This window comes from Propionicimonas sp., from assembly GCF_049840635.1.
In the GTDB taxonomy this organism is placed as follows: domain Bacteria; phylum Actinomycetota; class Actinomycetes; order Propionibacteriales; family Propionibacteriaceae; genus Propionicimonas.
On record NZ_JASGKL010000004.1, the window covers coordinates 93,996 to 120,590 of the forward strand.

Genomic DNA, 26,595 nt, shown 5'->3' on the forward strand with positions numbered 1-26,595 from the left:
GCCGACGCCGCAGCCCGGGTGCGGAGAAGTACTCCCGCGCGTGGACCGGAACGGCACGATAGGAACCGTCCCCATCGTGCCGGGGGAACGATGGGGACGGTTCCTGTCGTGCCGCTCAGTCGCGGCTGCGGACGAGCGCGCGGGAGACGGCGCGGACGGCGGCCGCCGGCGCCAGCTTGAGGACGATCCGCGTGATCTTCCACTGGAGGCCGGGGACGCTGAGCACCTTGCCGCGTTCGGCGTCGGCGAGGATCTCGGCGACGACCGGGTCCGCGTCCTGCCAGATCCAGTCGGGCAGCGCGCTCGTGCGGATGCCCGCGCGCTCGTGGAACTCGGTGCGGACCCAGCCCGGGCAGGCCGCCGTGACGGTGACGCCGCTCCCGTGCAGCTCGTTCGACAGGCTCTCCGAGTACGCGCGCACCCACGCCTTCACCGCGGAGTAGTGGCCCTGGGTGGTCCAGCTCGCGAGCGAGGAGATGTTGATGATCCGGCCGTGCCCGCGCGCCCGCATGGCGCGTCCGGCTGCGCCCCCGAGGACGAGGACCGCGTAGCACATCACGTCGATCGCGTTGCGATGGACGGCGACGTCGGGGTCGGTGAGCCGGGTGTGGAGACCGAACCCGGCGTTGTTCACCAGCAGGTCGATCGGACGCTCGGAGTTCTCCAGCTCCGCGGCGACCGCCCGGAGGTCGGCGTCCACCGACAGGTCAGCACGCAGGACGTCCACCGTGACGCCGTGGGCGGTCCGCAGTTCGGCCGCTGTCGCCGCGAGCCGTTCCTCGTCGCGCGCGACGATCACGAGGTCACTACCCCGGGCGGCCAGGGCACGGGCGAACGCCGCCCCCAACCCTGACGTGGCACCGGTCACCAGAGAGCGCATGGGCGCCAGCGTACTGAGGTGGGCGCCGTGGACGGGGAACGCAGGCGGTGGCCCTTCGTGACGCCGTGGGGCTCGTTCCTCGCCGCACGGCTCCTCAGGGGCCGTTGCCGCGGCGCACGGGATAGTGTCGCTCTCGCGCGAAGGAGGGGCGATGCACGAGACGACGGCAGACCTGCTCGGGAGGGGACGCGGACTCCGCGCCGGCACCCCCCGCTCCGTCATCGGGACCGGACTGGACTTCGACCGTGACCCGGTCGCGATCCTCGACGCCCAGAACACCGCCCGGCTGACCGACCTCGTCCCGCTGCGATGGACGCGGATGGTGGTCTCCCCGTTCACGTTCTACCGCGGCGCGGCGGCCGTGATGGCGCACGACCTCGCCCCGACGCCGGTGTCGGGCGTCCGCGTGCAGGCGTGCGGCGACGCCCACCTGTCCAACTTCGGCCTCTACGCCTCGCCCGAGCGGGCGCTCGTGTTCGACCTGAACGACTTCGATGAGACCCACCGCGCCCCGTGGGAGTGGGACGTGGAGCGGCTGGCGGCGTCCTTCGCCATCGCGAGCAGGCAGAACGGCTTCGGCGACGCCCACGCCGGGGACGCCGCGGCGATGGCTGCGCGCGCGTACCGCGAGACCATGATGGCCGCCGCCGACCGCAGCGCCCGCGACCTCTTCCACGACATGGTCACGATCGAGACGCTGCTGGCCCGCAACGACGCCACCGAGGCGGCAGCCAAGGTGCGCAAGCAGCGCGCGAGGGAGCTGGAGCGCGCGGCGACGAAGGCCCGCCAGCGCACCGCCGACCAGGCGTTCGCCAAGCTCGCCGCGACCGGTGAGGGCGGCGAGTTGCGGATCGTCCAGCAGCCGCCGCTGATGTTCCGTCCCGACCCGCTGCCCTCGGACCTGCTGGAGGTCCCCGAGCGCTACCGGGCCAGCGCGCTCCCGGACGTCGAGTCGCTGATGCGCCGGTTCCACGCGGTCGACCTCGCCGTGCGTGTGGTCGGCGTCGGTAGCGTGGGGACGCGCTGCTACATCCTGCTGTGCCTGGACTCGACCGGGTCCCCGCTCCTGCTGCAGGCCAAGGAGGCCACGACCTCGGTGCTGGAGCCGTGGACGTCCCCGTCCCGCTACACCCACATGGGCCAGCGGGTGGTGGCAGGGCAGCGGATCATGCAGGCCGCGTCCGACCGGTTCCTCGGCTGGACGGAGTCCGAGGGCCGCCACTACTACGTGCGGCAGTTCCGGGACATGAAAGGCAGCTTCGACGTCGAGCGGATGTCCCCGTCCCTGCTGGTCGACTACGCGATCATCTGCGGCGGCGTCCTCGCCCGCGCCCACGCGCAGAGCTGCGAACCCGTGGTCATCGCCGGCTACCTGGGCCATGGCAGGGCGTTCGACGAGGCGATCGGACGGTTCTCGCTGGCCTACGCCGACCAGAACGAGCGCGACCACGCCGCGCTGCGGGACGCGATCGCGTCCGGCCGGCTGGTGGCGAGCGAGGGCTGAGCCCGGCCGTTCCGTTCCTGGAGCGGACGCCGCGAAGGGATCTGCCTCAGCGGCAGCCGGCTTCGGCCGGTTCGTCGCCGCCGACCAGTCGTGCCCACTCGGTCGCGCTGAGCCCGGTCCCTGCGCTCGCGCAGGCCTGCGCTGCGACCACCTCGATGCCGAGGTCGCGCACCGACACCCTGGCGGTCCGCGTGTCCGAGCCGAAGTAGCCCGTCACCAGCGTGTGCCCGTCCGGGGCGAACGCCCAGGTCTGCGGGACGCCCTCGAACCCCGGCGGGACGGGGAGCGTGGCGGACTCCTGGAGGGTGGCCAGGTCGTAGAGCACCAGGCCCGAGCGGGTGGGGACGCCGACCAGGCCGCCGGCTCCGGCCACCGGCGGGTTGGCCTGCAGTGATCCGGTGCTCGTCCGGGTGCCCGCCGTGGTGAGGGTGGTCACGGTCCCGCGGCCCAGGTCGGGCAGGACCCGCACCGTGCCGTCGAGCTGGGAGACCAGGAGCGTCGTGCCCGACCACTCCAGGCCCGCGACGCCCTCGCCGTCCGGCCAGTCCTGCTCGTGGACGACCGCGCCGGTGGACGCGTCGAGCACCCGCAGGGACGGGGTCGCGCCGGCCTCCTGCTCGTCGCCGTCGGCCGCCCGCTCGACCAGCGCCACGTAGCGGCCGTCCGCGCTGAACCGGCCGAGGTCGTAGGGGTCGGCCCCGGCCGATCGCGTCCCGGTCTCGCCCTCCAACTCGGCCGTGGGGGCCCGCCGGGTCTGGACCACCCCGCCCGACGTCGCCACCAACACGGTTCCCGCCCCGGTCACGTACACAGCGAGCGGCAGTTCGGGGTCGGCGGGATCGCCGGCCACGCCCGGCAGGCCCAGGTTCCAGCGCGCCACGCCGCGGGGGAGACCGGCCACCACGCCGCCGGGGGCCGAGCTCACCACCAGGACCGTGTCGTCGTCGAGCCACACCGGATCGGACAGCGGCTGGTCCTCCCCGTCCGGATCGAGGCTCGTCGACCCAACGGTGGTTCCTGATCGCCCGGGCAGCGGGACCACCTCCAGCGTGGCCGCGCTGTTCTCCAGGACGGCGATCCGGGACCCGTCCGGCGAGATCGCCATCACCGAACTGCGGTAGTCGACGGCGTACTCGGGCACGCCCCCGACCGGCCGCGGCGCCAGCGCGACGCTCGCGGCGTCGCGCCCGACGCCGCCGAGGTCGAGGAAGGCGAGCTCGGTGCGCGCGGCGGCCACCGCCCGGGTCGGCCCGGTGAACGCCAGGGCGCCGACCCCGGCCATGCCCGCGATCCGGGTGGTGGGCAGCTCGGCCCCACCGCCGCGGACGGACGCCACCCACAGGCCGGTGGAGGCGTCGTTGACCAGGACGAGCGCCCCGTCCGGACTGGCCGCCAGGCCCAGCGGATCGGTGAGCTGCACCCCTGCTGTCCGGGCCGTGGGATGGCCGCCTGCGCCCAGCGGCCACAGGCGCACCTTCTGCCCGCGCGTGATCGGCGCGGCGAGGATGAAGTCGGTGGCTGGTTGGGTCACGAAGAGGTCCAGCCACGGCGCCCACTCGACCCCGCCCGCCCGGCGCGTCCGGCCGGTCTCGATGCCGAGTTCCACCCACCGGTTGTCGTTGCTGACCAGCCGCAGCCTGCCCTCGGTGAGGAAGGAGAGGTGGTCGGTGTACTGCGGGTAGACCGACGGCTGGCCGGCGGCGGGAGCCAGCGGGTCGACGCTCCGGGCGACCACCTCGCCGGTGGCGGTGTCGAGGACGCGGATCGGTCGGGTCGCGGTGGCGTCGACCAGGGCGGCCCTGCGCCCGGACGGGGAGAGGGCGAGGGCCTCGGCGTCGACCAGGTCGGCGGACGTCGTCAGGGTGCGCATGCCGGCGGCGTCCGAGACGGAGAGCGTCGCGCCGGCAGCGGCGAGGACGACGGACCCGTCCCTGTTCGTTCGCAGCGCGGTGACGGCGGCGGGCAGGGTGAAGCGGAGGCGGGGCGTGCCGCTGCCGCCGACCGTGTACACGCTGCCATCTGCGAGCCCGAGGGCCACGGTCGTGCCGTCGGTGCTCGCGGCGAGTGCGGTGATGTCGGCGTCGAAGCGGGTGACGCGGCTGACGAGTGGGGAGGCGAAGGCGGCCTGCAGGAGGGCCTGGCGCGTGGCCGCGGAGTCCTCCGTCCGGTACCCCTGGACGGCCAGCAGCTGGGCGGCCCGCAGGTCGGAGTCGAGCAGGCCGGATGCGGCGGACGCGAGCTGGCGCGACCGGAGCGTGGTGGCCTGGCGGAGCACGTCGTCGCGCTGCTGGACGGCGAGCACGGTGGCCACGATCGAGGCGGCGAGCAGGACCACCAGCGCCGTGACCGCTGCCCGCGTGAGCCGAAGGACCCTGCGGTGCTGGACGAGGTCCTCCCCGACGAGCTCGTCGCGCGGGATGCCGCGGATGGGAGCCGACAGGTCGGCCATGGCTGCGGTGAAGCGGGGATCCGAGGCGGGCGAGGTCGAGTCGTGCAGCCAGCGCAGGTCCAGCCAGCGCGGCTCCTCGGTGAAGGCGTCCCTGAGCGACGGAGGGACGGGACTGTCGTCGGTGAAGGCACCGGCGGTCGCGTCCCAGACGAGATCTCCCTGGTCGAGGACCAACAGGACGGTCGCGGGCCCCTTGTGGGCGAGCCACCACGCGACCTCCCGCTCGACGTAGGGGGAGTCGCGGGCGCCGGGGCTGAGCAGGACGACGAGGTGCCCGGCGCCGCTCAGCCCGTCCTCGATCGAGGACCACAAGGCGGGGTTGGTGGACAGGGCCGAGTCGTCGCGGAAGACCCGCGCGGCGCGTCGCCGGCGCCACGGCCGCGCGAACCGCTCCAGCCCGCGCTGGACGGCGACGGCCGTCTGCCCCGAGGCCGCGCGGGAGTACGAGATGAACGCGTCCCACGCGGTGGCCACGGCCGAAATTCTCGACCCAAGGCCGTCCAAGGGATAGAGGCAGCCGGACGAGACGGGGATGGTTGGTCATCCCGGGCTTGACCCGGGATTTGCGGGACAAGGCTGTCCGCACGCACGAGACAGGTGGGGGTGTGTGATCCCGGGCCTGACCCGGGATCTCCGGGAGAAGGCTGTCCGCACGGACGTCGAGATCCCGGCTTTCGCCGGGATGACAGGGGGGTGGGTGGTCCGGGTCGGGGATGGTTGCTCGCGTGCCGCGCGACTTGCCATCCCGGGCTTGACCCGGGATCTCCGGGACACGGCTGACTGCACGGACGTCGAGATCCCGGCTTTCGCCGGGATGACAGGGGGGTGGTCCGGGTCGGGACGGTTGGGCGGGTGCCGCGCTGCTTGTCATCCCGGGCTTGACCGGGGATCTGGGGGAGAAGGCTGTCCGCACGGGCGTCGAGATCCCGGCTTTCGCCGGGATGACAGGGGGGTGGGCGGTACGGGTGAGGATGGTTGGGCGGGTGCCGCGCTGCTTGTCATCCCGGGCTTGACCCGGGATCTGGGGGAGAAGGCTGTCCGCACGGGCGTCGAGATCCCGGCTTTCGCCGGGATGACAGGGGGGTGGGCGGTCCGGGTGAGGATGGTTGGGCGGGTGCCGCGCTGCTTGTCATCCCGGGCTTGACCCGGGATCTGGGGGAGAAGGCTGTCCGCACGGGCGTCGAGATCCCGGCTTTCGCCGGGATGACAGGGGGGTGGGCGGTCCGGGTGAGGATGGTTGGGCGGGTGCCGCGCTGCTTGTCATCCCGGGCTTGACCCGGGATCTGGGGGAGAAGGCTGGCCGCACGGACGTCGAGATCCCGGCTTTCGCCGGGATGACAGGTGGGGTGGGTGGTCCGGGTCGGGACGGTTGGGCGAGTGCCGCGCTGCTTGTCATCCCGGGCTTGACCCGGGATCTCGGGGACAGGGCTGGCTGCACGGACGCGACAGGTGGGGGTGTGTCATCCCGGGCTTGACCCGGGATCTCCGGGACAGGGCTGTCGGCACGGACGTCGGGGCCCCGACTTTGGCGGACGACAGGTGGCGATTTAGTCAATCCATTGGCGAAAATCGGGATCGGCGGTAGCGTGCTGCTGGCTGTCAGGTCGACGAAGGGGTCCCGGATGAGGCTGATGCGGATCGGCGAGGTCGGAGCGGAGCGTCCGGTGCTGCGGATGGACGACGACCACTACCTGGACGTCTCGGACGAGGTCGACGACTTCGACGAGGGCTTCTTCGGCTCGGGCGGCCTGGCGCGGCTGGCCGCGATCGTCGCCGAGCGCGGTTCGGCCGACCGCTGGCAGGCCTTCGCGGGCGAGCGGATCGGGGCACCGATCGGCCGTCCGCACCAGATCCTGTGCATCGGGCTCAACTACCGCGACCACGCAGCGGAGACCGGTCAGGCCGTGCCGGCGGAGCCGATCCTGTTCACCAAGTCGCCCAACACCCTCGTCGGGCCGGACGACGACGTGCGGCTGCCCCGTGGATTCAGCAAGGCCGACTGGGAGGTCGAACTCGGCATCGTGATCGGTGCGCGGACGTCCTACCTGGACTCCCCGGCGGACGCGGCCGCCGCGATCGCCGGCTACACGGTGGTCAACGACGTGAGCGAGCGGGCCTTCCAGATGGAGCGCGGCGGCCAGTGGTCGAAGGGGAAGTCGGCGGAGACGTTCAACCCCTGCGGGCCGTGGCTGGTCACTCCCGACGAGCTGCCCGACGTGCACGCCCTGCAGATGTGGCTGGACCTGAACGGCGAGCCCCGCCAGCGCGGCACCACGGCGACGATGATCTTCGACCCGCTCTTCATCGTCCACCACCTCAGCCAGTTCATGGTGCTGGAGCCCGGCGACCTGATCAACACCGGCACCCCGCCCGGCGTCGGGATGGGCTTCCACCCCCCGGTCTGGCTGCAGCCGGGCGACGTCATGGAACTCGGCATCGACGGGCTCGGCAGCCAGCGCCAGCGCGTCGTCGCCCCACGCTGAACGGAGTCTGATCATGTGGGCACTGCTCCTCGTCGAGTTCGGGCGGATGGAGGTCCGCGAGTACCCCGACCCCGAACCCGGCCCGGGTGAGGTGCTGGTGGAGGTCGCCTTCACCGGCATCTGCGGCACGGACATCCACGGCTTCACCGGCCAGAACGGACGCCGCGTCCCCGGCCAGGTGATGGGCCACGAGACCTCCGGACGCGTGGCCGCGCTCGGCGACGGCCTCACCGGCCCGGCGGTCGGCACGCCGGTCACGGTGAACCCCGTGGTGGTGCCCGCGGGGGACGCCGACCAGTGGCGAGGCCGCGAACAGCAGCACCCCGGCAAGTGGGTGCTCGGCGTCCGCCCCGACGTGGTCGCCGCCTTCGCGCAGCGGGTCGTCGTGCCCGCGCGCAATGTCGTCCCGCTCCCTGACGGCATGCCGCTCGCGCACGGCGCCCTGATCGAGCCGATGGCCGTCGCCACCCACGCCGTCGGCCGGCTGGCGCTCCCCGACGGCCCGGTCCTCGTGGCGGGCGGGGGACCGATCGGGCAGTCGGTGGTGGTCGCCCTCCAGCAGGCGGGCGCGACCAGCGTGCTGGTCAGCGAACCTGCGGCCACTCGTCGCGAGGCCCTGGAACGACTCGGTGCGATCGCCATCGACCCGGGCGCGGGATCGGTCGCGGAGCAGGTGCGTGACCTCGCCGGCGTCCCTGCGGTCGCCGCCTTCGACGCCGTCGGGAACTCCGCGTCCCTGGCCGGCTGTCTCACCGCGACCCGTCCGGGGGCCTCGGTCTGCCTCGTCGGGATGGCCACGCCGACGCTCGACCTGCCGTCGTTCGAGATCAGCGCGCAGGAGCGGTCGCTCGTCGGGAGCTTCGCCTACTCCAGCGTCGACTTCGGCCTGGCCACGCAGCGCCTCGCCGCGACACCCGCGTCCGCCGACGCGCTGGTCAGCCGGACGGTGCCGCTCGCCGAGGCACCGGACACGTTCCGTAGCCTGGCCGCGGGGAACGACACCCCCGGAAAGGTCCTGGTCGCTCTCTGAGGCCTCACCGGCCGAAGACGACGACGTGCTCGGACAGGTAGCGGTGGACGCTCGGGCCCAGATCCTTCACCCACAGGCGGGCCCGCCGACCCAGCCGCACCGACGTGTGCCGGCCCTCGACGTCCGAGGCGTCGGCCAGGGGTTGGAGCGACGGGTACCACAGCGTGTGCCCGGGCTTGCGCAGCAGCAGCTGCGGCGACGTCCACCGCTGGCTGTTCGCGCCCTCCCCGAGATCGGGGTGCTCGTTGAAGCTGATCCAGACCGAGTCGCCCGCCCAGAACTCGGACTCCACCCGCCCAAACGTCATCACCCAGCAGTCGAGGTGGGTGTTCCAGCTCACCGATGGTCCCCAGTGGAACGCCCGGTCACCCGCCGACACGGGTCCGCCGCCGTCGGCCGGCGGCACCTGGAGCGCTGCGATCGGGGCCCCGACGCCGTCCCAGGGTGCGGCGAAGGACCGCCCGTCCCAGCGGTGTGCGCGTCCGGTCGGGCGGTCGAGGTCGGCGAGCGCGATCCGGGCGACGCTGATGCACTGGCCGGACGCCTCGGCCGCCGCGTCCCAGGTGTCCGGACGGTACTCGCCCGGGTAGCCGTACTCGCCGAAGAACACGTACAGGTGGTCCCCGCACGCCACCGCGGACGGATCGCCCACCCCTCCGGGGAAGGTGTGGTTGCGGTTCGTCGGCGCCAGTACGAGCCGGGATTGCCGGTCCTCCAGCAGGATGCCACGGTCCATCCAGGACGCGCCGCCGTCCACCGACGCCATGATCCCGATCCGGCAGACGGCCTGGGCCGACCCCTCGCCCTGCAGCCCCGCCGGCCAGTCCGCGTCGTGGTACCCGCTCCCGGTCGCCTCGTCCCAGGGCAGGGTCACCGGGTAGTTCTCGTTGTGGTACAGCGCGTACAGGCGCTGCCCGTCCGGGTCAGCGGAGTGGATCGACTCGAACCAGACCGCGCCGTGCAGGCCGGGGTTCCCCGGTGCGGCGTTGGACGGCAACGCCGGGGTGGCGAAACCGTCAGGCGGCGTGGTGAACGCCTCGATCGCGTCGGCGCCGTCCGCGTAGCGGAGGTCACGCGCCTCACCCCACACCGGGTCCTCCCCGTACTTGCCGGTGAAGATCCGCAACGCGCCGTCGACCCACGCCTCGGCGATGTTGCAGTCGACGAACGCGCCGTAGACCAGTCGGTCTGCCGGCTCAACGGTGAACTCGGGCACGGACTGACCTCCGGCGGATCGATGGACAGACACGAGGTTGGTGACAAAATACATCCACTTGAGTAACACCCACCCCGGCCGAAGGAGGCCGAACATGCGACCGCTGCGCAGGGGCACCAACCTGTCCCGGGTGGCCGGGTTCAACGAAGCCGTCGTGATCGACGCCGTCCGCACGGCCGGTGACGGGCTGAGCCGCGTCGAGATCTCCGAGCAGACCGGGCTGTCCGCACAGACGGTGTCGAACATCGTCCGGCGGATGCTCGAGTCCGGGCTCCTGCTCGAGGGCGACCGCGTCAACCAGGGTCTCGGCAAGCCGCGGACGCCGCTCACGCTGCACCCCGGCGGACGGTACGCCGTCGGCGTCCACCTCGACCCCCTGGTGACGACGATCGTGCTGGTCGACCTGCGCGGAGAGGTCGCGGCCCACGTCCAGCGGCCCAGCCCCGCGCACGCCGACCCGGTCGAGATCCTCGCCGACATCGCCGAGACCGTCCCCTCCCTGGTCTCGGGCGCGGGCGTCGACCCCGAACTGGTCGCCGGCATCGGGTTGGCCTCGCCGGGGCCGGTCGACACCGCGTCCGGGACGGTGCTCGACCCGCCGCACCTGCGCCGGTGGCGGGACGTGCCCGCGGTCGCGGAGCTGTCCGCGCGGATCGACCTGCCGGTCGTGCTCGACAAGGACGTGGTGGCGGGCGTGATCGGCGAACGCTGGACGGGGGCGACGATCGGCCAGGCCAACTCGCTGTTCCTCTACCTCAGCACGGGGATCGGGCTCGGCATCGCGCTGGACGACAGCATCCTGCGGGGCTCCGCGGGCAACGCGGGCGACATCGGCCATCTCGTCGTCGACGACAACGGGCCCGCCTGCACCTGCGGGCTGCGCGGGTGCCTCGGCGTGACCCTGAGCCCCGGCGCCCTCGTGGAGCGTGCCGTCGCTGAGCGCCTCCTCAGTGGTACCCACCTGGACGCGGTTCGCTCGTCCGACCCCGCGCAGGTGGACACCTCCTTCGCTGCCCTCTGCGCCCTCGTGGACGCGGGGGACAGGGGAGCGCTCGCCCTGGTCGACGGCGCGTCGGTGCAGCTGACGAAGGCGATCACGACCCTCGCCGGCGTGTTCGACACCGACGTGGTGGCGATCGGTGGTCCGACGTGGCTGCGGCTGGCCGACGTCCTGCTGCCCCGACTGCGGGAGCTCGTCCCGCTCGGCCTCGGCCGCCGCGCCGGCCACAAGCCGGTCGCCGTCGTGGGCACGGCGCTGGGCGAGAGTGCGATCGCGATCGGCGCCGCCTGCCTCGTGCTGGACAGGGAGTTCGCGCCCGCGGTCAGCGCGATCGCCCTCGAGCACTGACGGCGGTCAGGACGGCTGCTCCTGCAGTGCCAGCAGCCACGACGTCGCTCCGGAGTCCCGGCGCAGCGTGATTCCGCCGGCGGCGAGTTCCGCGCCGGACCCCGCGGTCGTGCCGAGGTCGGTGTCGGCGGCCCCCGGTCCGAGCAGCCGGACGCGGTAGTCCGCCTCCGGCCGCAGGCCGAGCGGGTGGACGACCGCGCTCGCCTCCGCTCCGTCCAGGGCGACGGCCATCACGACGTGGTGGTCTCCCGCGGACAGTTGGAACGCCGGCCAGCGCTCGCCGCGTCCATCGCGCAGCGGTTGGGCGGTCAGCGGACGCACCACGCCGTGCGCGCGCAGCGCGGGCACCACGTGCTCGCGGTAGACGGCGGCGTGCCCGCGGACCCGGTCGCGCAGTGCCGGGGGCAGTTCGACCAGCCGCAGCGAGAGGGCGAACCGGTGCAGCATCACCGCCCGCAGGGACGCGTCGAAGTCCGCGGCGGAGACCGTCTTCGGGTCGAGGTGCTGGCGCGGGTGGAAGCCGCGCCACTGCGACTCGCTGAAGTGGAAGATGCTCGCGGCGGGGAACTGCTGGCTGACCCCCCACAGCAGCTGCAGCTGGAACTCGGTCCAGTCCGGGTCGGAAAGGAACCCGCAGTGCACGTGGGCGAGCAGTCCCAGGTCCAGCCGCAGGCCGCCGGAGGAACAGTCCTCGACGATCAGTTCGGGGTGCCGGCCGCGCAGCACGTCCAGCACCTCGTACAGGCCGAGGTAGTGCGCGTAGAGGCCGTCGCCCGCGTCGTGGCCGTGGTCGGTACGCGAGCAGCCGGGCCCGGGGTCGAGGTTGAAGTCGACCTTCAGCCAGCGCGCCCCGGTCCGCGTCACCAGTTCGTCCAGCGCGCCCAGGACGTGCGCGCGCCCGTCCGGGGAGCCCAGGCAGACGTAGCCGATCCAGCCCTGGTCGCCCTCCTTCGGCCCCTGGAAGTCGGGGTCGTCGTCGCGCCGGGCGACGATGCCGGGTCGGCGGGACGCGGCCAGCGCGTCGTCGCCGAGCGCCTCGACCTCGCACCAGATCCCAAAGGCCAACCCGCCCGCGCGGGTGGCGTCGGCGAGCGCAGCCGTGCCGCCGGGGAAGCGGACGGTGTTCTCGTCCTCCCAGTCGCCGCGGATCTTCCACCACTCCGACGCGGCGTCCGCGCCGCCGAACCACCCTGCGTCCAGCACCGCCAGCTCGTAGCCGAGCTCGCGCCCGGCCGCCACGTTCGCGAGGAAGCTGTCCGCGTCGATCTCCTGGTCCTCGTAGGGCCACCAGTGGTTCCAGGTCAGCGGGACCTCGGGCGAGCGCGGCGCCACCCAGCCCGAGAACGCGGCGGCGAGGCCCGCGCTCGCGTCCGCCCTGGTCGATGCCGTCGCGACGTAGACGGTCGCGGCCCGGAAGTCCTTGCCCGGGCGCACAGTGCGGGTGAACTTCCAGGGGCTGATCCCCGCCCGGACCAGGAGGCCGCCGGCCGGCGTCGGGTCGACGTCGATGCGCCAGTTGCCGCTCCAGGCGGGGCTGACCACGGTCGCCGAGCCGTCCGCGGCGACCAGGCACAGCCACGGGTGCTGGCCCTTCGACGAGCGCCCGGTGGTGATGCCGAGCCGCAGCGGCCCGGCCACCACCTGTTGCTGCGGGGTGAACTCGTCGCCCCAGTCGGAGGTGAACCAGTGCGCGGTCCACTCCCCGGCCGGCAGTTCGACCTCCACCGTCGGCAGGTCGCTGACACTCACCTCGGCGTCGGCGGACGCCGCAAGGTCGCAGCGCGTGACCCGCGCGTACGGGTTCGGCAGGTCCTGCCAGGCGGGAGAGAGCCGGAGCCCGTCGTGGGCGGGAGCGTGCAGTGTGGGCGCGGTCATCCGTGGGCCTCCTCCGTGCAGTGGACTTCCAGTGTGTGTGGGACGGCGGCGTCGACGACGGGCTGGTCGGCCGGCACCTGGTGCCCGTCGGCGAGGACCTCGGCGACCCGGCTCCCGCTGCCGTCGAGGACGAGGTTGAACCGGGAGCCGCGCCAGGGCAGGCCGACCAGTTCCACGCGCCCTGCCCCGGGCGGGGGGCACGGCGCGAGTCGCAGCCCTTCGAGGCAGGGACGCAGCCCGGCGAGCCCGTGCAGGACCGTGCCGAGGAACGCGGTCGCCGACCAGGTCTGGTCGGGCTCTGACCGCCACCACCGGCCGGCCTGCCAGCCGCCGTCTGCGACGCCGGTGAAGGGGTGGTAGACCTCGAAGAACTCCCTGCCGCTGCCCTCGAACAGCGCGCAGAGCGCTTCGAGTTCGGTGCCGAACGCGACCGCGTCCCCGCTGGCTGCAACGGCCTGTGCCCACACCCCCATGACCATCGGCCACAGCGCGGTGCCGTGCCGGCCGAACCGGTGCTCGTCGAAGCCGTCGAACGCCGGCCAGACCGCGGGCAGGCCGTGGGGCGTGCGCCACGCGCCCGCCACGCTCGCCCTCGCCTGGGCGGGGTCGGCCACGCCGGCCAGGATCGCCAGCGCGAGCCCCAGGCCCTCCTGCTCCCGGGACGGCGCCGCGCCCGCCGTGTCGGCGGCGGGGTCCGGCAGCAGGTAGCCGAACCGGTTCTCGGCGCTGATCCAGAACCGGTCCCGGACCAGCGCGGCGAGCGCCTCGGCCCGTCCGCGCCACTCCTCGCCGGATCGGCCGCTTGCCTCGGCGAGGTCCGCCAGGCAGCGCAGGGCGAGGACGTGGAGCGCGTTGGTGGACAGGCACCGGATCCGGTGGGTGGCGGCGTGGTCGAGCACGAACGAGTCCCCGGCCCTGGCCGGGTCGTGCAGGGAGGGCGGGTAGCCGGTGATCCCGTCCGCCATCACCGCAGGACCGCGGTACAGCCCGTCCGGCCCGAGGCAGCGCTGGTCGAGCCGGGCGAACGTTCCCTTCCCCACCTCCAGGGCGCGACTCGCCCAGCCGCGGTCGCCGGTGACCACCGCGAGCTGGCGCGCTCCGACCAGCCAGCTGACCTGGTCCCACCACTGGGTGTCCCACACGACGGCCGAGCCGTCCCGCTCGCACACCATCGTCAGGGTGTCCCGGCTCACCTGGGGGAACAGCCAGCTGCCGGCCTGCCAGGTGTTGATGGCCGCGTCCCTGGTCCAGGGGTCGGCGTACCCGCCGCCCGCGCGCAGGTAGGCCGGCTCGCCTGCGCCTCGACCGGGGACGATGTTGCGCGCGACGCACGACTGGGCGGCGTCGACCAGCCGGGCCAGCCTCCGCGCGAGGACGCTGCTGCCCTCCACGCGGAAGGTGGCCTGTGTCATCGGACTCCGCGGAAGCGCAGCGTGACGATCTCGAACGGACGCAGCGTGAGGGGCACCGTCCCTGCCTCGGACGCGTCGCCGGGCACCAGCGGACGCTCCAGGAGGTCGGTGCGCTCCGCGGCCTTGAAGCCGAACCCGGCGCGGACGACCGCGGTGGCCCTGCTGCCCAGCGCCTCGTACAGGCGGACGACGACGTCGCCGCTGCCGTCCTCGGCGAGCTTGACCGCCTCCAGGATCACCGCGGGGGAGTCGACCGCCACGATCGGCTCCACCGCCCGGGCGCCGCGGATCTCCCGCACCGGCTGGTTCAGCCGCTGGCCGGCCCGGATCGCGCTGGCGATGTCGGCGCCGCAGACCGCGCTCACCCGTAGGTGGTGCAGCCCCTGGTCGGTCTGCGGGTCGGGGAACATCGGGCCGCGCACCAGCGACAGCCGCACGGTCGTGCCGGGGGCGCGCCCACCGGGGTGGTCGCGGCGGATGTCGTGGCCGTAGGTGGAGTCGTTGGCCACCGCGAAGCCGAAGCCCGGCTCGGCGACCTGCACCCAGCGGTGTGCGACGGTCTCGTAGCGGGCGACATCCCAGGACGTGTTCACGTAGGTGGGCCGGTGGATGTGGCCGAACTGGATCTCCGAGGCCGCACGGTCGGTGAACACGCTGGTCGGGAACGCCAGCTTCAGCAGGGTGCGCTGCTCGTGCCAGTCGATGTCGAGGTCGAGGTCGATCGCGGGCGACCCGGCGGTGAAGGTGATCCGCTGCGTGATCGTGCTGGCGCGCGGGGAACGGACCACCTCGAAGGTCACCGTCCGCGCGTCGTGGGCGAGCAGCCGGACGGAGTCGGCCTCCACGACGTCGGTCACCACGCGCCCGATGTGGCCGTCGATGTCCCACGCCTCGTACATCGAGGGACGGTCGTTGTGGAGCTGGAGCAGCCCGAACCGGCGGCCCTCCGCGACCAGCTCGCGTCCGCTCGCCGCGTCCACGACGGACGGGAGGAGGCCGTCGGCGTCGACCACGGCCCGGATGGCGCCGGTGTCGACCACCCAGCCGCCGTCCTGCTCGGTGACCACGACCTCGCCCTCGCCCTCGACCGGGGGGCGGACGGCGAACGCGTCCACCCCGGCCAGCGCGACCGGGGCGGCGTTGGCGACCAGCGCGCCCTCGCCCTCGCCGACCAGCGCGGCCAGCGAGCGCTCGATGATGCCCTCCAGCACGCCGGCCACGCGCGCGTAGTTGGCCTCCGCCTGCCGGTGCACCCACGCGATCGACGAGCCGGGCAGGATGTCGTGGAACTGCTGCAGCAGCACGGTCTCCCACACCTGCCGGAGCTCCTCCGCGGGGTACGCCAGCCCGGCCCGCACCGACGCGGTGGTCGCCCACAGCTCGGCCGCCCGCAGCAGGTGCTCGCTGCGGCGGTTGCCCTGCTTGGTGCGCAGCTGGGACGTGTACGTGCCGCGGTGGGTCTCCAGGTACATCTCGCCCGACCAGGTGTGCGGGTGGGCGAGTTCGGCCTCAGCCTCGCCGAAGAACTCGTTCACGGTACCGATCCGCACCTTCGGCGAGCCCTCCAGGTCGGCGGTGCGGTGCGCCTTGGCCACCATCTCGCGGGTGGGCCCGCCGCCCCCGTCCCCGTACCCGAACGGGACGAGGGAAGTGTTCCCGTGGCCCTGGTCGGCGTACTGCCGCTCGGCCTTCGCCAGCTCGAACGCGGCCAGCCGGGAGTTGTACGTGTCGACCGGGGGCAGGTGGGTGAAGATCCGGGTGCCGTCGATGCCCTCCCACCAGAAGGTGTGGTGGGGCAGCACGTTGGTCTCGTTCCACGACATCTTCTGGGTGAGGAACCACCGCGCACCCGCGGCGACGGCGACCTGCGGCAGCGCCCCGGAGTAGCCGAACGAGTCCGGCAGCCACACGTCGAGCGGCTCGTAGCCGAACTCGCGCTGGAAGAAGCCCTTGCCCATCACGAACTGGCGGGCCAGCGCCTCCGAGCCCGGCATGTTCGTGTCCGACTCCACCCACATGCCGCCGACGGGGACGAATCGGCCCTGCGCGACCTTCTCCTTCAGCCGGTCCCACAGCTCGGGGTAGAACTGCTTCACCCACGCGTACTGCTGGGCGGAGGAGCAGGAGAACACGAGGTCGGGGTGTTCCTCGGTGAGCGCGATCACGTTCGCGAACGTGCGCGCGCACTTGCGGACGGTCTCCCGCACGGGCCACAGCCACGCCGAGTCGATGTGCGCGTGGCCGGTGGCGACGACGCGGTGCGCGCTGGCGTTGGCGGGGCTGGCCAGCGCCGGCGCGAGGCGTTCCCGCGCGCGGGCGGCCGTGCCGGGGACGTCGGCCGGGTCGAGCGCGTCCATCGCCTCGTTCAGCGCGACCACGAGCTCGGCGCGTCGGGGCAGGTCGGGCGGGAGCTCCTCGACGAGCCCGGCCAGCACCTCGATGTCCTGGTTGAGCTCCCAGACGTCCAGGTTGCGGATGGCGAGCTCGAACCGCCGCAGCACGTACAGCAGGGTGTCGGGGACGGTGTCCTTCGAGCTGAACGGGGTCGGGTGCCAGGAGCCGCCGACGGCGACCTCCGGATTGGCAGCGGCCTCGAGGTAGAGGTCGATCGCGTCCGGGTCCTCGACCGGGAGGTAGCGGTTGAACGGCTCGATCGCCTTGATGATCGAGCCGTCGGGACGGAAGGCGAGGCCTTCGGCCTGGCCGCCGTCCAGCTCCTTGCGGAAGCCGAGGTCGACGACGATCTCGTAGGGGCGTCCGGCCCAGTCCGCGGGCACCGCGCCGGTGACGTGCAGCCACAACGTGCTCCAGCCCCTGCCCCAGGCCGTGCCGACCTCGAAGGGCGCGTACTCCTGCCGGGCGGCCTCGGCGAAGGGCACCGGCTCGTCGGGGACGGGCCACGCGGTGAGCTCCAGGGGGTGGGTCTCGCCGTAGAGGTGGGGGACGACCAGTTCCTCGAGGAACCGTCCCAGGCGTCCGCGGTACAGCCATTCGTTGTCGCGCACCGCAGCTCCTTTGCCGGCCCGAGGGGTGTTGCAACAGTTTCGTCAAATTGAAAGACTTAGTCAACGGACCGACGGAGGTGCGGCGCCCCCGCGGAGCGACGGACGGAGCGGTGATGGCTGGTTCTCCCACCCGTGCTTGGGCCCGGGTCGAGTCGTCCTGGACGTTGCAGGGGATGGCCGCCCCTGTGCTCGCCAGCGACCGCCTGCGGGTGGTCGTCCTGCCCGACCTCGGCGGTCGGGTCTGGGAGGTCACCGACCAGCTCAGCGGCCGGCAACTGCTGTGGCACCACCCCCGGCTGCGGCCCGCCCCGGTCGCCTTCGGGGCGGGCTACGACGACAACTTCCTCGGGGGCTGGGACGAGTTGTTCCCCAACGACGTCCCGGAGGAACTGGGCGGGGAGGCCTTCCCCGACCACGGGGAGGCCTGGGCGGACCGCTGGGAGTGGGAGGTCGTTCCGGGCGAAGCGGCGGCGATCCGGCTGACGCTGGCCACCCGGATCTCCGCAGTGAGGCTCGTCCGGACGCTGCGGCTGGCGCCCGGCTCGGACGCGCTCGAGGTCTCGGTCGAGCTCACCAACGGCCCGGCCGCGCTGCCGATGCTGCACAAGCAGCACCTCGCTGTCGCCCTCGAGCCGGGATCGCGGATCGACCTGCCCGCCGCACGGGTCGAGATCGGCGACTTCGGGACACCGCGGTCGGGGAGCGCCGGCGACCGGTTCGCCTGGCCCGGCACCGGCGGCGCGGACTTCTCCGCGCCCGCGCCGCGGGGAATCGCGGAACTCCTGTTCGCCGACGACCTCGCGTCCGGCTGGTGCGCGTGCACCGGGCCGGACGGGGTGGGCATCGGGCTCTGCTTCGACCGGGCGACCTACCCCTCGGTGTGGACGTTCGCGTCCTGGGGCGGGTGGCGGGGCCTCGACGTCGCGGTGCTGGAGCCGTGCACGGGGGTCGGGCTCTCGGTCGCCGAAGGGCAGGCCGACGGACGCCACCGCAGCCTCGCGCCCGGCGAGACCCTCCGCACCGCACTGAGCGCGGTCGTGTACCGCGGGCTGCGCCGGGTCACCGGGATCAGCGGGCACGGGATCGACTGCGTGGTGGAGGGGGAGCAACGGTGAGGATCGAAGCGGTCGACGTCTTCTTCCTCGCGCTGCCGGTGATCGAGGACATCGGAGATGGCAGCCAGGACATGGTGCTGGTGCGCGTGCGCGCCGGCGGGTACACCGGCTGGGGGGAGAGTGAGGCCTCTCCGCTGCCGACCATCGCCGCCTTCGTCGCTCCGCCGTCGCACTCGGCCTGCCACGGCGTGCTCGACTCCGTCCTCGGCGAACCGGTCGACGGTCCCGGCGACATCCTGCGGCTCTCCCGCAGGGTGGCCGAGCGCGGCCTGGACCTCCTCCAGACGCCGCACGCGTGGTCAGGGGTGGAGATCGCGCTGTGGGACCTGCTCGGGAAGGCCCGCGAGGAGCCCGCGTGGTCGGTGCTGGGGCTGGCGGCGTCCCACCCGCGCCGGCCGTACGCGTCCCAGCTGTTCGGGGACGACCCGCAGCAGACGTTCGACCGCGCCCGCACCGTGGCCGCGGACGGGTACCGGGCGGCCAAGTTCGGCTGGGGCCCGTACGGACGCGGCAGCGTCCGCGCCGACGCCGACCAGGTGATGGCCGCCAGGGAGGGCCTCGGCCCGGACGCGTCCCTGCTGGTGGACGCCGGCACGGTCTGGGGCGAGGACGTCGAGGCCGCGGCCGCGCGGCTGCCCGCGCTCGAGGCCGCCGGGGTGGTCTGGCTGGAGGAGCCGTTCGTCGGCGGGGCGCTGGACGCCCACGCGGCGCTGGCGGCGCAGGCGGGGAGCGTGCGGCTGGCCGGAGGCGAGGGGGCCCACAACGCGTGGGCCGCGCGCGCACTGGTCGACCACGGCGGCCTCGGCTTCGTCCAGGTCGACACCGGACGGATCGGCGGCCTCGGCCCGGCGCGGGAGGTCGCCCGCCACGCGGCGGCACGCGGGGTGGTGCACGTGAACCACACCTTCACCTCCCACCTGGCCCTCGCCGCGTCGCTCGTCCCCTACGCCGACTACCGCGGCGAACTGCTGTGCGAGTACCCGGTCGCCCCCAGCCCGCTCGCCCTCGGCCTCACCCGGACCCACCTGGACCGCGACGACGAAGGGCTCGTCCGGCTGCCCGACGCGCCGGGGCTCGGCCTGGAACTCGACCTCGACGCCGTGCGGGGGTACCTGCAGGACGTGGAGATCACGATCGACGGCCGCGTCGCCTACCGCACCCCGGAGCTGGAGCAGTGAGCGCGGACCGGCCCCGCCGGGCCCTCGTCACCGGCGCGAGCAACGGGATCGGGCTGGCCGTCGCGACCGTGCTGGCCGCGGAGGGAGCGATGGTCACCGGACTGGACGTCGAGCCGGGCGCGGGGGAGTGGGAGTCGGTGGAGCTGGACCTGTCCGACCTGCGCGCCGTCGAGGCGGCGGCGTCCCGGCTCGGCGCCCGGGGGTTCGACGTCCTCGTGAACTGCGCGGGCACGTTCGCTGCGACGCCGCTGCGGGACCTGGACAGCGCGGCCTACCACCGACTGCTCGCGGTCGACCTGCACGCGCCGGTCCTGTTCATGCAGCACCTCGGCCGGGGCATGGCCGATCGGGGCTGGGGCCGGATCGTGAACGTTTCCAGCGTGCACGCGGCGGTGGGAGAGCCCGGGGCGCTCGCCTACGACATCGCGAAGGCGGGGATCGAGGCCGCGACGAGGGTCGCGGCGATCGAACTCGCTCCACACGGCGTGCTGGCCAACGCCGTCGCGCCCGGCTTCGTGAGCACGCGGATGTCGGTGGTGGACGGTGTCGACGAGCTGACCACCCCCGAGTTCCAGGAGTTCTACGTGCGGCGGGGGCGGCTCCCGCTGGGCAGGGCCGCGTCCCCGACCGAGGTCGCCGAGCTGGTCGCGTGGCTGGCCGGGGAGCGGAACACCTACGTCACCGGCCAGTCGGTCCGGGTGGACGGGGGTCTGACGGCGCGCTTCTGAGCCCGCTGGATACCAGCTTGGTCACGATTGCGCAGGGGTCTTGACCGCCTCTGGAGAGTGACCCATGATGGGCTATTAATCAGTTCAGTGGATTTAATACCAGGTCAGAGGAGCTCTGGTGACAACCACGACGGCAACCTCGACAGCGCCGGCCCCTACCCGCCGACGGCCGCGCCTGAGCGGTCTGCGGCGACGGGAAGCCTTGTGGTGCTACGTTTTCATGGCTCCGGCTGTCCTCGGCGTGCTGCTCTTCTCGATCGGCCCGATGATCGCGTCGCTGTGGCTCAGCCTGACGTCCTACGACATGCTGTCGGCCCCGGAGTTCGTCGGACTGGCCAACTACGTCAAGTTGATGGGCGACAAGCTGTTCCTGAAGTCGCTGTCGGTCACGATGCTCTACGCGGTGGTGGTCGTCCCCGGCACCATGCTGGCCGGCCTGGTGGTCGCGATCCTGCTGAACGCGAAGATCCCCGCGATGGGCTTCTTCCGGTCCGCCTACTACCTGCCGTCCGTGATCGGCGGCGTGGCCGTTGCGCGGGTGTGGGCGATGCTCTACAACACCGACTACGGCCTGTTCAACCTGATCCTCGGCCTGTTCGGCATCGACGGCCCGGGCTGGCTCACCGACGAGCGCTGGGCGATCTGGTCGCTGATCTTCATGGGGATCTGGGGCTTCGGCGGCACGATGCTGATCTACCTCGCCGGTCTCCAGGGCATCCCGAAGGACCTGTACGAGGCCGCCGAGGTGGACGGGGCGGGCAAGTTCCGCCAGCACCTGTTCATCACCGTCCCGATGCTCTCGAACGTCACCTTCTTCAACCTCGTGATGGGCATCATCGGCGCCCTGCAGGTGTTCGCCGAGCCGTTCGTCCTCACCGGCGGCAAGCCGAACAACTCCACGCTGCTGCTGCCCCTGTACCTGTACCGGGTCGCCTTCACCTACCTGGAGATGGGTTACGCGTCCGCGATCGCCTGGGTGGTCTTCGCGATCACGCTCGTCCTGACCCTGCTGGTGTTCCGTTCGCTGCCGCTGTGGGTGCACAACGAGGCGGGGGAGGACTGATGGCCAAGGTGCACGAGGGCGGCGTGCGGCTGCGTCCGGCGGAAGTCGCGATCCGCGTCTTCGTCCTCTCCCTGGGCGCGATCTTCGTCCTGATGCCGGTCTTCTGGACGATCCTCACCTCGCTGAAGACCGGCCAGCAGACGCTGGAGATCCCGCCGGTGTGGTTCTTCGTCCCGCAGTGGGGCAACTACGCCGAGGTGCTGCGGCTGGTGCCGTTCCAGAACTACGCGCTGAACACGGCGGTGATCGTCACCGGCGTGGTCGTGGGGACGCTGCTGAGCTGCTCGTTCAGCGCCTACGGGTTCGCCCGGCTGCGCGCGCCGGGTCGCAACGTCATCTTCGGCGTCCTGATGGCAACGATGATGCTGCCCTCCACGGTCACCCTCGTCCCGACCTACATCGTGTTCAACAAGATCGGCTGGCTGAACACGTTCCTGCCGCTGATCGTGCCGGCCTTCTTCGGCTCGGCCTTCTTCATCTTCATGTTCCGGCAGTTCTACCTCTCGCTGCCCAGGGAGCTGGAGGAGGCGGCCCGCATCGACGGTGCGAGCTACTTCAGGATCTGGTGGAGCATCTTCCTCCCGCTCAGCCTCCCGGTGATCGCGACCGTGACCGTGTTCACGTTCGTGGGCACCTACAACGACTTCTTCGGCCCGCTGATCTACCTCACCGACGAGTCGAAGTGGACCATCTCCGTCGCGCTGTCCACGTTCGGGGGCAGCCCCCGGATCGGGCCGCAGCTGCACATGCTCACCGCGGCGACGATGATCGCCGCCGCGCCGTCGATCATCGTGTTCCTGCTCGCCCAGCGCTACTACGTCAACGGCATCAGTGTGGCCGGCATCAACAAGTGAACCGAATCGAGAAAGGACTCGAATGAACCCAGTGCCCCTGACCCGACGGACGCTGCTCGGCGGCGCACTCGCCGGATCCGCCCTCGCCCTCGCCGGGTGCAGCAGCCCGACGGCCGCTCCGACGTCCGCCGCCCCGGCGCCCACGTCCACCGAGATCGTCGGCAAGACCGACCTGACCGTCTACGCGTGGACCAACGGCACCACGATCGACGAGAACTTCAAGAAGAGCGTCGAGATGTTCAACGACGAGTTCTCCGGCAAGTTCACGGCCAAGATCAACTTCCTGCCGTACGACCAGTACTGGCAGAAGATCCAGCTCCAGTACGCGGCCAACCAGCCGTTCGACATGTACTACTGGGACGTCCAGGCCTACGCCCACTACAAGAAGGGCCTGCTGGAGAACCTCGAGGGGGTCGTCTCCGCGTCCGAACTGGCCGACGGGAGCAAGTACCCGGTGGACCTGTTCGCCCCGTGGCGCTTCGACGGCACCAACCTCTACGCGATCCCCGAGAACATCCAGTCGATGGCGCTGTTCTACAACAAGTCGCACTTCGACGAGGTGGGGCTGTCCTACCCCGACGCCACCTGGACGTGGGACCAGGTGCAGGACGCGGCGACCAAGCTCCAGAAGAAGAGCGGAGACAAGGTCACCCGGTGGGGCCTCGACATCGGCGACCTCGGCGTGTGGTGGGGGATCCAGACGCTGGCCTGGTCCGCCGGGACGGCGTTCTTCGACAAGCCGCTGGAGCCGACCGCCTTCCAGATGACCGACCCGAAGGTGGTCGAGGCGCTGAGCTTCGTGCAGGGCCTGATGTGGCAGTCGCACATCGCGCCGCAGCCGACCGAGCGGGACGCGAACAACCAGGCCGGCGGTTTCGCCGGGGGCATCGTGTCGATGATGCCGGGCGGGACCTGGAACATCACCTCCTACCAGCAGATGAAGGACGGCTGGGGGATGGCGCCGCTGCCGCTGTACCAGGGCAAGAGCGTGATGCCGTACTGGCTGGGTGGCTGGGTGATCCCGAAGCAGTCCCAGGCGCTCACCGCCGCAGAGACGTTCGCGATCTGGCGGGCGACGAAGTTCCAGGACCAGATGGCCTCCGACCACGACTGGATCCCCGTCCAGAACGCCGCCCGCACCTCCGACGCGATGCTGAAGGGGATGCCGGACGGCTTCAAGGAGGCCATGGCCGCGCTGCCGTCCGCCCAGATCGGCGACCTGTACACCGAGAACAGCCAGAAGATCCTCAACGAGGTGTTCGGTCCCGCGCTGGACGACCTGTTCCAGAACAAGGCGACCGCGCAGGACACCGCCAGCAAGATCCAGGACGACGCCACGTCGCTGCTGTGACCTGGTGACCGGCCGGGTGGGAGGACCACGGGGATCCTTCCACCCGGCCGGACGCCGTTCCCGACCCAGGAGGTGCCTGCCGTGCCCGTCGAACCCGCCCCGGGGCTCCAGCCCGTGCTCAGCGACGGCGTCGTCCTGCTGCGCGCGCCCGTCCAGGCCTGGTCGCGTCCGGACGGTTCGATCGGAGGGGCGGCGATCGACGGCATCTACCTCGGCGACCTGCGCCAGCTGCGCTCCCGGGAGCTGGTCGTCGAGGGCACAGCCGTGGAGCCGATCTCGCTGGCCCGTCCCTCGGCCTCCTCCGCGGTGTTCGGCGGGGTGCTGCGGGGCCTCGACGACCCCGATCCGGACCCGAAGGTGCGGCTGCTCACCACCCGGACGGTGACGGGCGCGGGCGTGCAGGAGGTGCTGCGGCTGGAGTCCCACCTGACCCGGACGCTGTCGACGACGGTGACCGTGCGGCTCGAGCCCGAGTTCGGGCACCTCGGCGACATCAAGAACGGTGTTCTCCCTCCGGCGCGCGGGGACGTGGTCGTCGCCGGCGACACGGTGGTGGCCGGACTCGGCAGCGCACGGTTCACCCTGCGCGCGCCCGACGCGCAGGTCGCGGTGGAGGAAGGCCGGATCGTGCTCTCCTGGCCGATCGACCTCGGCCCGCGGTCGGCCGTCGAACGGAGCTGGTCGGTCGAGTTGGAGGACGACGCGCTCGTGGTGGCCGCACCGTCGGGGCCGGCGCCGTGGGCGGTGCCGCCTGCGCCCGGCGTCCACCCGGACGCCGCGCGGTGGCTGGCCGTGGCCCTCGACGAGCTGGACGCGCTGCGCCTCACCCTGACCGGCGCCACCGACGTCGACTTCCTGGCCGCGGGCGCGCCGTGGTTCCTCACCCTGTTCGGGCGGGACGCGCTGTGGGCGGCGCGTCTGCTGCTCCCGCTGGGGACGGGGATGGCCGGCTCGACCCTGCGCGCGCTGGCCGTGCTTCAGGCGTCCGATCGCGACGACGCCACGTCCCGCGAACCGGGCAAGATCCCGCACGAGCTGCGCGCGTCCATGCCCGTGGGGACCGGCTCGGGGTTGCCGCCGCTGTACTACGGGTCGGTGGACGCGACGCCGCTGTGGGCGTGCCTGCTCGTGGACGCGTGGCGGGCGGGCCTGCCCGAGGCGGAGGTGCGCGCGCTGCTGCTGACGCTGCGCGGCGTCCTCGACTGGCTGGTCGAGGCGGGTGACAGCGACGGCGACGGCTTCATCGACTACATCGACCGCACCGGGCGCGGGCTGGCCAACCAGGGCTGGAAGGACTCCGGGGACTCGATCCAGTGGCGGGACGGGCGGCTGGCTGTCGGACCGATCGCGCTGTGCGAGGTGCAGGGCTACGCGCACGAGGCGGCGGTGGGGAGCGCCGACCTGCTGGACGCGCTCGGCGAACCGGGCGGCGCGGCGCTCCGGGAGTGGGCGGCAGCGCTACGGGCCAGGTTCGCGGAGAGCTACTGGGTCGATACGCCGGAGGGTCGCTACCCCGCGATCGCGCTGGACGCGGACAAGAACCGGGTGGACACACTGACGAGCAACATCGGCCACCTGCTGGGGACGGGGATCCTCGACGGCCCGGAGGAGGCGATGGTCGCCGACCTGCTGGTCTCGCCCGCGCTGTCGTCGGGGTTCGGCGTCCGGACGATGTCGACCGGGGCCGCCGGCTACTGGCCGCTGAGCTACCACGGCGGCTCGGTCTGGATCCACGACACGGCGATCATCGCTGCCGGCATGGCGCGGGCGGGCCTGCCCGATCACGCGCGCAGGGTGGCCGAAGGGATGCTCGCCGCCGCGGTGGGCTTCGGCTACCGCGTCCCCGAACTCCACTCCGGCGACGCCGCCACGCTGTCGCCGTACCCCGCGGCGTGCCACCCGCAGGCGTGGTCGGCGGCCGCCGCCGTCACCGCGTGGCGCCTCCTGCGCGCCTGATCAGCGGCACGATGGGGACGGTTCCTAACGTGCCGCGCTCTTCGTCATCCCGGGCTTGACCCGGGATCTCCGGGACAAGGCTGTCCGCGCGGACGTCGGGATCCCGGCTTTCGCCGGGATGACAGGTGGGTTGGGCGGTCCGGGTCGGGAACGGTTGGGCGAGTGCCGCACTCCTTGTCATCCCGGGCTTGACCCGGGATCTCCGGAAGAAGGCTCGCCGCACAGGGGGGGTGGGTTGGTCATCCCGGGCTTGACCCGGGATCTCCGGGACAGGGCTGGCCGCACGGGCGTCGCGGTCCCGGCTTTCACCGGGATGACAGGGGGAGTGGTCGTCCCGGGTCAGGACGGTTGGGCGGGTGCCGCGCTCCTTGGTCATCCCGGGCTTGACCCGGGATCTCCGGAAGAAGGCTGGCCGCACGGGCGTCGCGGTCCCGGCTTTCGCCGGGATGACAGGGGGATTGGGCGGTCCGGGTCAGGACGGTTGGGCGAGTGGCGCGCTCCTTGTCATCCCGGGCTTGACCCGGGATCTCCGGGATGACAGGGGTCGGGTCGAAATCTCCGGAGGTTCACAGCCCGGCCGACGGGCGGCGGCGGACGCGAGCGTACTTCATTGTGGTTCACCCGAATCGATGTCCGGCAGCGCGAGCCATTCCGTCCAGGTGAGGTCTCGGCCGATGAGTCGCACGGCGGTGAACGGCCACGCTTCGGCCAGCCAGCGCGGGACGAACGCGTCCAGAGCCGCCTCGAGCGAGGTCCCGGCGTGCTCGTCCCGCACCCACCAGCTCACCTCGGCGTCGGCGCCCACCTTCTCCGGCGGGTCGATGTAGACGCACCCGATCAGCTCGGTCTCGGCCTCGTCGAACAGGGCGTAGTTGAACGAGGCGTGGGCGGCGATCTCCGCCTCGTGGCGGGCGAGGTCCTCGGCGTCCTGCTCCGCCGTCATGGTCGCCGGCGGCCAGCCCCACGCCGGGCCGAAGATCGACCACAACCGAGCCTGGGAGCCCATCACGGCGGGCATGTCCAGAGCCACGTCGTCGGCCCGAATGGGACGCAGGTGGTGGCCCTCGTCCACCGGGACGACGCCGGGATGCTCGAACTCCTCAGGGAGCCACGCCATCAGGAACCTTCCGCCCGCCGCTGGTTCCCGC

The 26,595-nt window shown here is 72.5% G+C and carries 18 protein-coding genes; 11 read left to right on the forward strand and 7 right to left on the reverse strand.

The window, feature by feature from the left end; all coding sequences use genetic code 11:
- Positions 1–115: 115 nt before the first annotated feature.
- Positions 116–880 (reverse strand): SDR family NAD(P)-dependent oxidoreductase, encoded by a 765-nt coding sequence (locus QM779_RS00690; protein WP_428530223.1) that lies wholly within the window; start codon positions 878–880, stop codon positions 116–118.
- Between the two features lie 151 nt (positions 881–1,031).
- Here QM779_RS00690 and QM779_RS00695 point away from each other — a divergent pair, with 151 nt between their 5' ends.
- On the forward strand, positions 1,032–2,384 hold the full coding sequence (locus QM779_RS00695) for a DUF2252 domain-containing protein (RefSeq protein ID WP_428530225.1): 1,353 nt from the start codon (positions 1,032–1,034) through the stop codon (positions 2,382–2,384).
- 46 nt (positions 2,385–2,430) lie between these two features.
- Here QM779_RS00695 and QM779_RS00700 read toward each other — a convergent pair whose 3' ends face one another.
- Entirely contained in the window at positions 2,431–5,307 is a 2,877-nt protein-coding gene (locus QM779_RS00700; protein WP_428530227.1) for a hypothetical protein, read from the reverse strand.
- Between the two features lie 1,148 nt (positions 5,308–6,455).
- Here QM779_RS00700 and QM779_RS00705 point away from each other — a divergent pair.
- Together QM779_RS00705 and QM779_RS00710 are read left to right on the forward strand one after the other, a co-directional pair.
- Complete coding sequence (locus QM779_RS00705) at positions 6,456–7,316, forward strand: fumarylacetoacetate hydrolase family protein (protein ID WP_428530229.1); 861 nt, start codon at positions 6,456–6,458, stop codon at positions 7,314–7,316.
- 13 nt (positions 7,317–7,329) lie between these two features.
- Positions 7,330–8,346, forward strand: coding sequence for a zinc-dependent alcohol dehydrogenase (locus QM779_RS00710; RefSeq protein WP_428530231.1), 1,017 nt, complete (start codon positions 7,330–7,332; stop codon positions 8,344–8,346).
- A 4-nt stretch (positions 8,347–8,350) separates the two neighbouring features.
- Here QM779_RS00710 and QM779_RS00715 read toward each other — a convergent pair whose 3' ends face one another.
- Entirely contained in the window at positions 8,351–9,562 is a 1,212-nt protein-coding gene (locus QM779_RS00715; RefSeq protein ID WP_428530233.1) for a hypothetical protein, read from the reverse strand.
- A gap of 94 nt (positions 9,563–9,656) precedes the next feature.
- Between QM779_RS00715 and QM779_RS00720 the strand changes: the two genes are divergently transcribed.
- A complete protein-coding gene (locus tag QM779_RS00720; protein ID WP_428530235.1) occupies positions 9,657–10,910 on the forward strand; it encodes an ROK family protein in 1,254 nt (417 codons plus the stop codon).
- Positions 10,911–10,916: 6 nt separating this feature from the next.
- Here the strand turns inward: QM779_RS00720 and QM779_RS00725 are convergent, their stop codons facing one another.
- From QM779_RS00725 to QM779_RS00735, 3 genes are read right to left on the reverse strand one after another with little or no spacing between them, the layout of a single operon-like run.
- A complete protein-coding gene (locus QM779_RS00725) occupies positions 10,917–12,785 on the reverse strand; it encodes an alpha-galactosidase (protein WP_428530237.1) in 1,869 nt (622 codons plus the stop codon).
- The gene (locus tag QM779_RS00730) at positions 12,782–14,197 is read right to left on the reverse strand and encodes a hypothetical protein (protein WP_428530239.1); all 1,416 of its coding nucleotides are present in this window, start codon (positions 14,195–14,197) and stop codon (positions 12,782–12,784) included. Before QM779_RS00730 ends, QM779_RS00725 begins: the two co-directional genes overlap by 4 nt.
- Complete coding sequence (locus QM779_RS00735) at positions 14,194–17,202, reverse strand: alpha-mannosidase (protein ID WP_428530241.1); 3,009 nt, start codon at positions 17,200–17,202, stop codon at positions 14,194–14,196. Before QM779_RS00735 ends, QM779_RS00730 begins: the two co-directional genes overlap by 4 nt.
- A gap of 173 nt (positions 17,203–17,375) precedes the next feature.
- On the opposite strand from QM779_RS00735, the gene QM779_RS00740 reads away from it, so the two are divergent.
- The 7 genes from QM779_RS00740 to QM779_RS00770 all read left to right on the forward strand — a co-directional run bounded on the left by QM779_RS00740 (position 17,376) and on the right by QM779_RS00770 (position 25,447).
- Positions 17,376–18,317 (forward strand): hypothetical protein, encoded by a 942-nt coding sequence (locus QM779_RS00740; protein ID WP_428530243.1) that lies wholly within the window; start codon positions 17,376–17,378, stop codon positions 18,315–18,317.
- Complete coding sequence (locus QM779_RS00745) at positions 18,314–19,495, forward strand: mandelate racemase/muconate lactonizing enzyme family protein (RefSeq protein ID WP_428530245.1); 1,182 nt, start codon at positions 18,314–18,316, stop codon at positions 19,493–19,495. The genes QM779_RS00740 and QM779_RS00745 overlap by 4 nt, the downstream gene beginning before the upstream one ends.
- A complete protein-coding gene (locus tag QM779_RS00750; protein ID WP_428530248.1) occupies positions 19,492–20,223 on the forward strand; it encodes an SDR family NAD(P)-dependent oxidoreductase in 732 nt (243 codons plus the stop codon). The genes QM779_RS00745 and QM779_RS00750 overlap by 4 nt, the downstream gene beginning before the upstream one ends.
- Positions 20,224–20,443: 220 nt before the next feature.
- Positions 20,444–21,286 (forward strand): carbohydrate ABC transporter permease, encoded by an 843-nt coding sequence (locus QM779_RS00755; RefSeq protein ID WP_428530250.1) that lies wholly within the window; start codon positions 20,444–20,446, stop codon positions 21,284–21,286.
- The gene (locus QM779_RS00760; RefSeq protein ID WP_428530252.1) at positions 21,286–22,140 is read left to right on the forward strand and encodes a carbohydrate ABC transporter permease; all 855 of its coding nucleotides are present in this window, start codon (positions 21,286–21,288) and stop codon (positions 22,138–22,140) included. Before QM779_RS00755 ends, QM779_RS00760 begins: the two co-directional genes overlap by 1 nt.
- A 22-nt stretch (positions 22,141–22,162) precedes the next feature.
- Positions 22,163–23,491: an extracellular solute-binding protein gene (locus tag QM779_RS00765; RefSeq protein WP_428530254.1), complete on the forward strand. Its 1,329-nt coding sequence runs from the start codon at positions 22,163–22,165 to the stop codon at positions 23,489–23,491.
- Positions 23,492–23,572: 81 nt separating this feature from the next.
- On the forward strand, positions 23,573–25,447 hold the full coding sequence (locus QM779_RS00770; RefSeq protein ID WP_428530256.1) for an amylo-alpha-1,6-glucosidase: 1,875 nt from the start codon (positions 23,573–23,575) through the stop codon (positions 25,445–25,447).
- Positions 25,448–26,054: 607 nt separating this feature from the next.
- On the opposite strand, the gene QM779_RS00775 is transcribed toward QM779_RS00770, so the two are convergent.
- Positions 26,055–26,564, reverse strand: a complete 510-nt coding sequence (locus tag QM779_RS00775; protein ID WP_428530258.1) for a GNAT family N-acetyltransferase — start codon at positions 26,562–26,564, stop codon at positions 26,055–26,057.
- Positions 26,565–26,595: the final 31 nt, after the last annotated feature.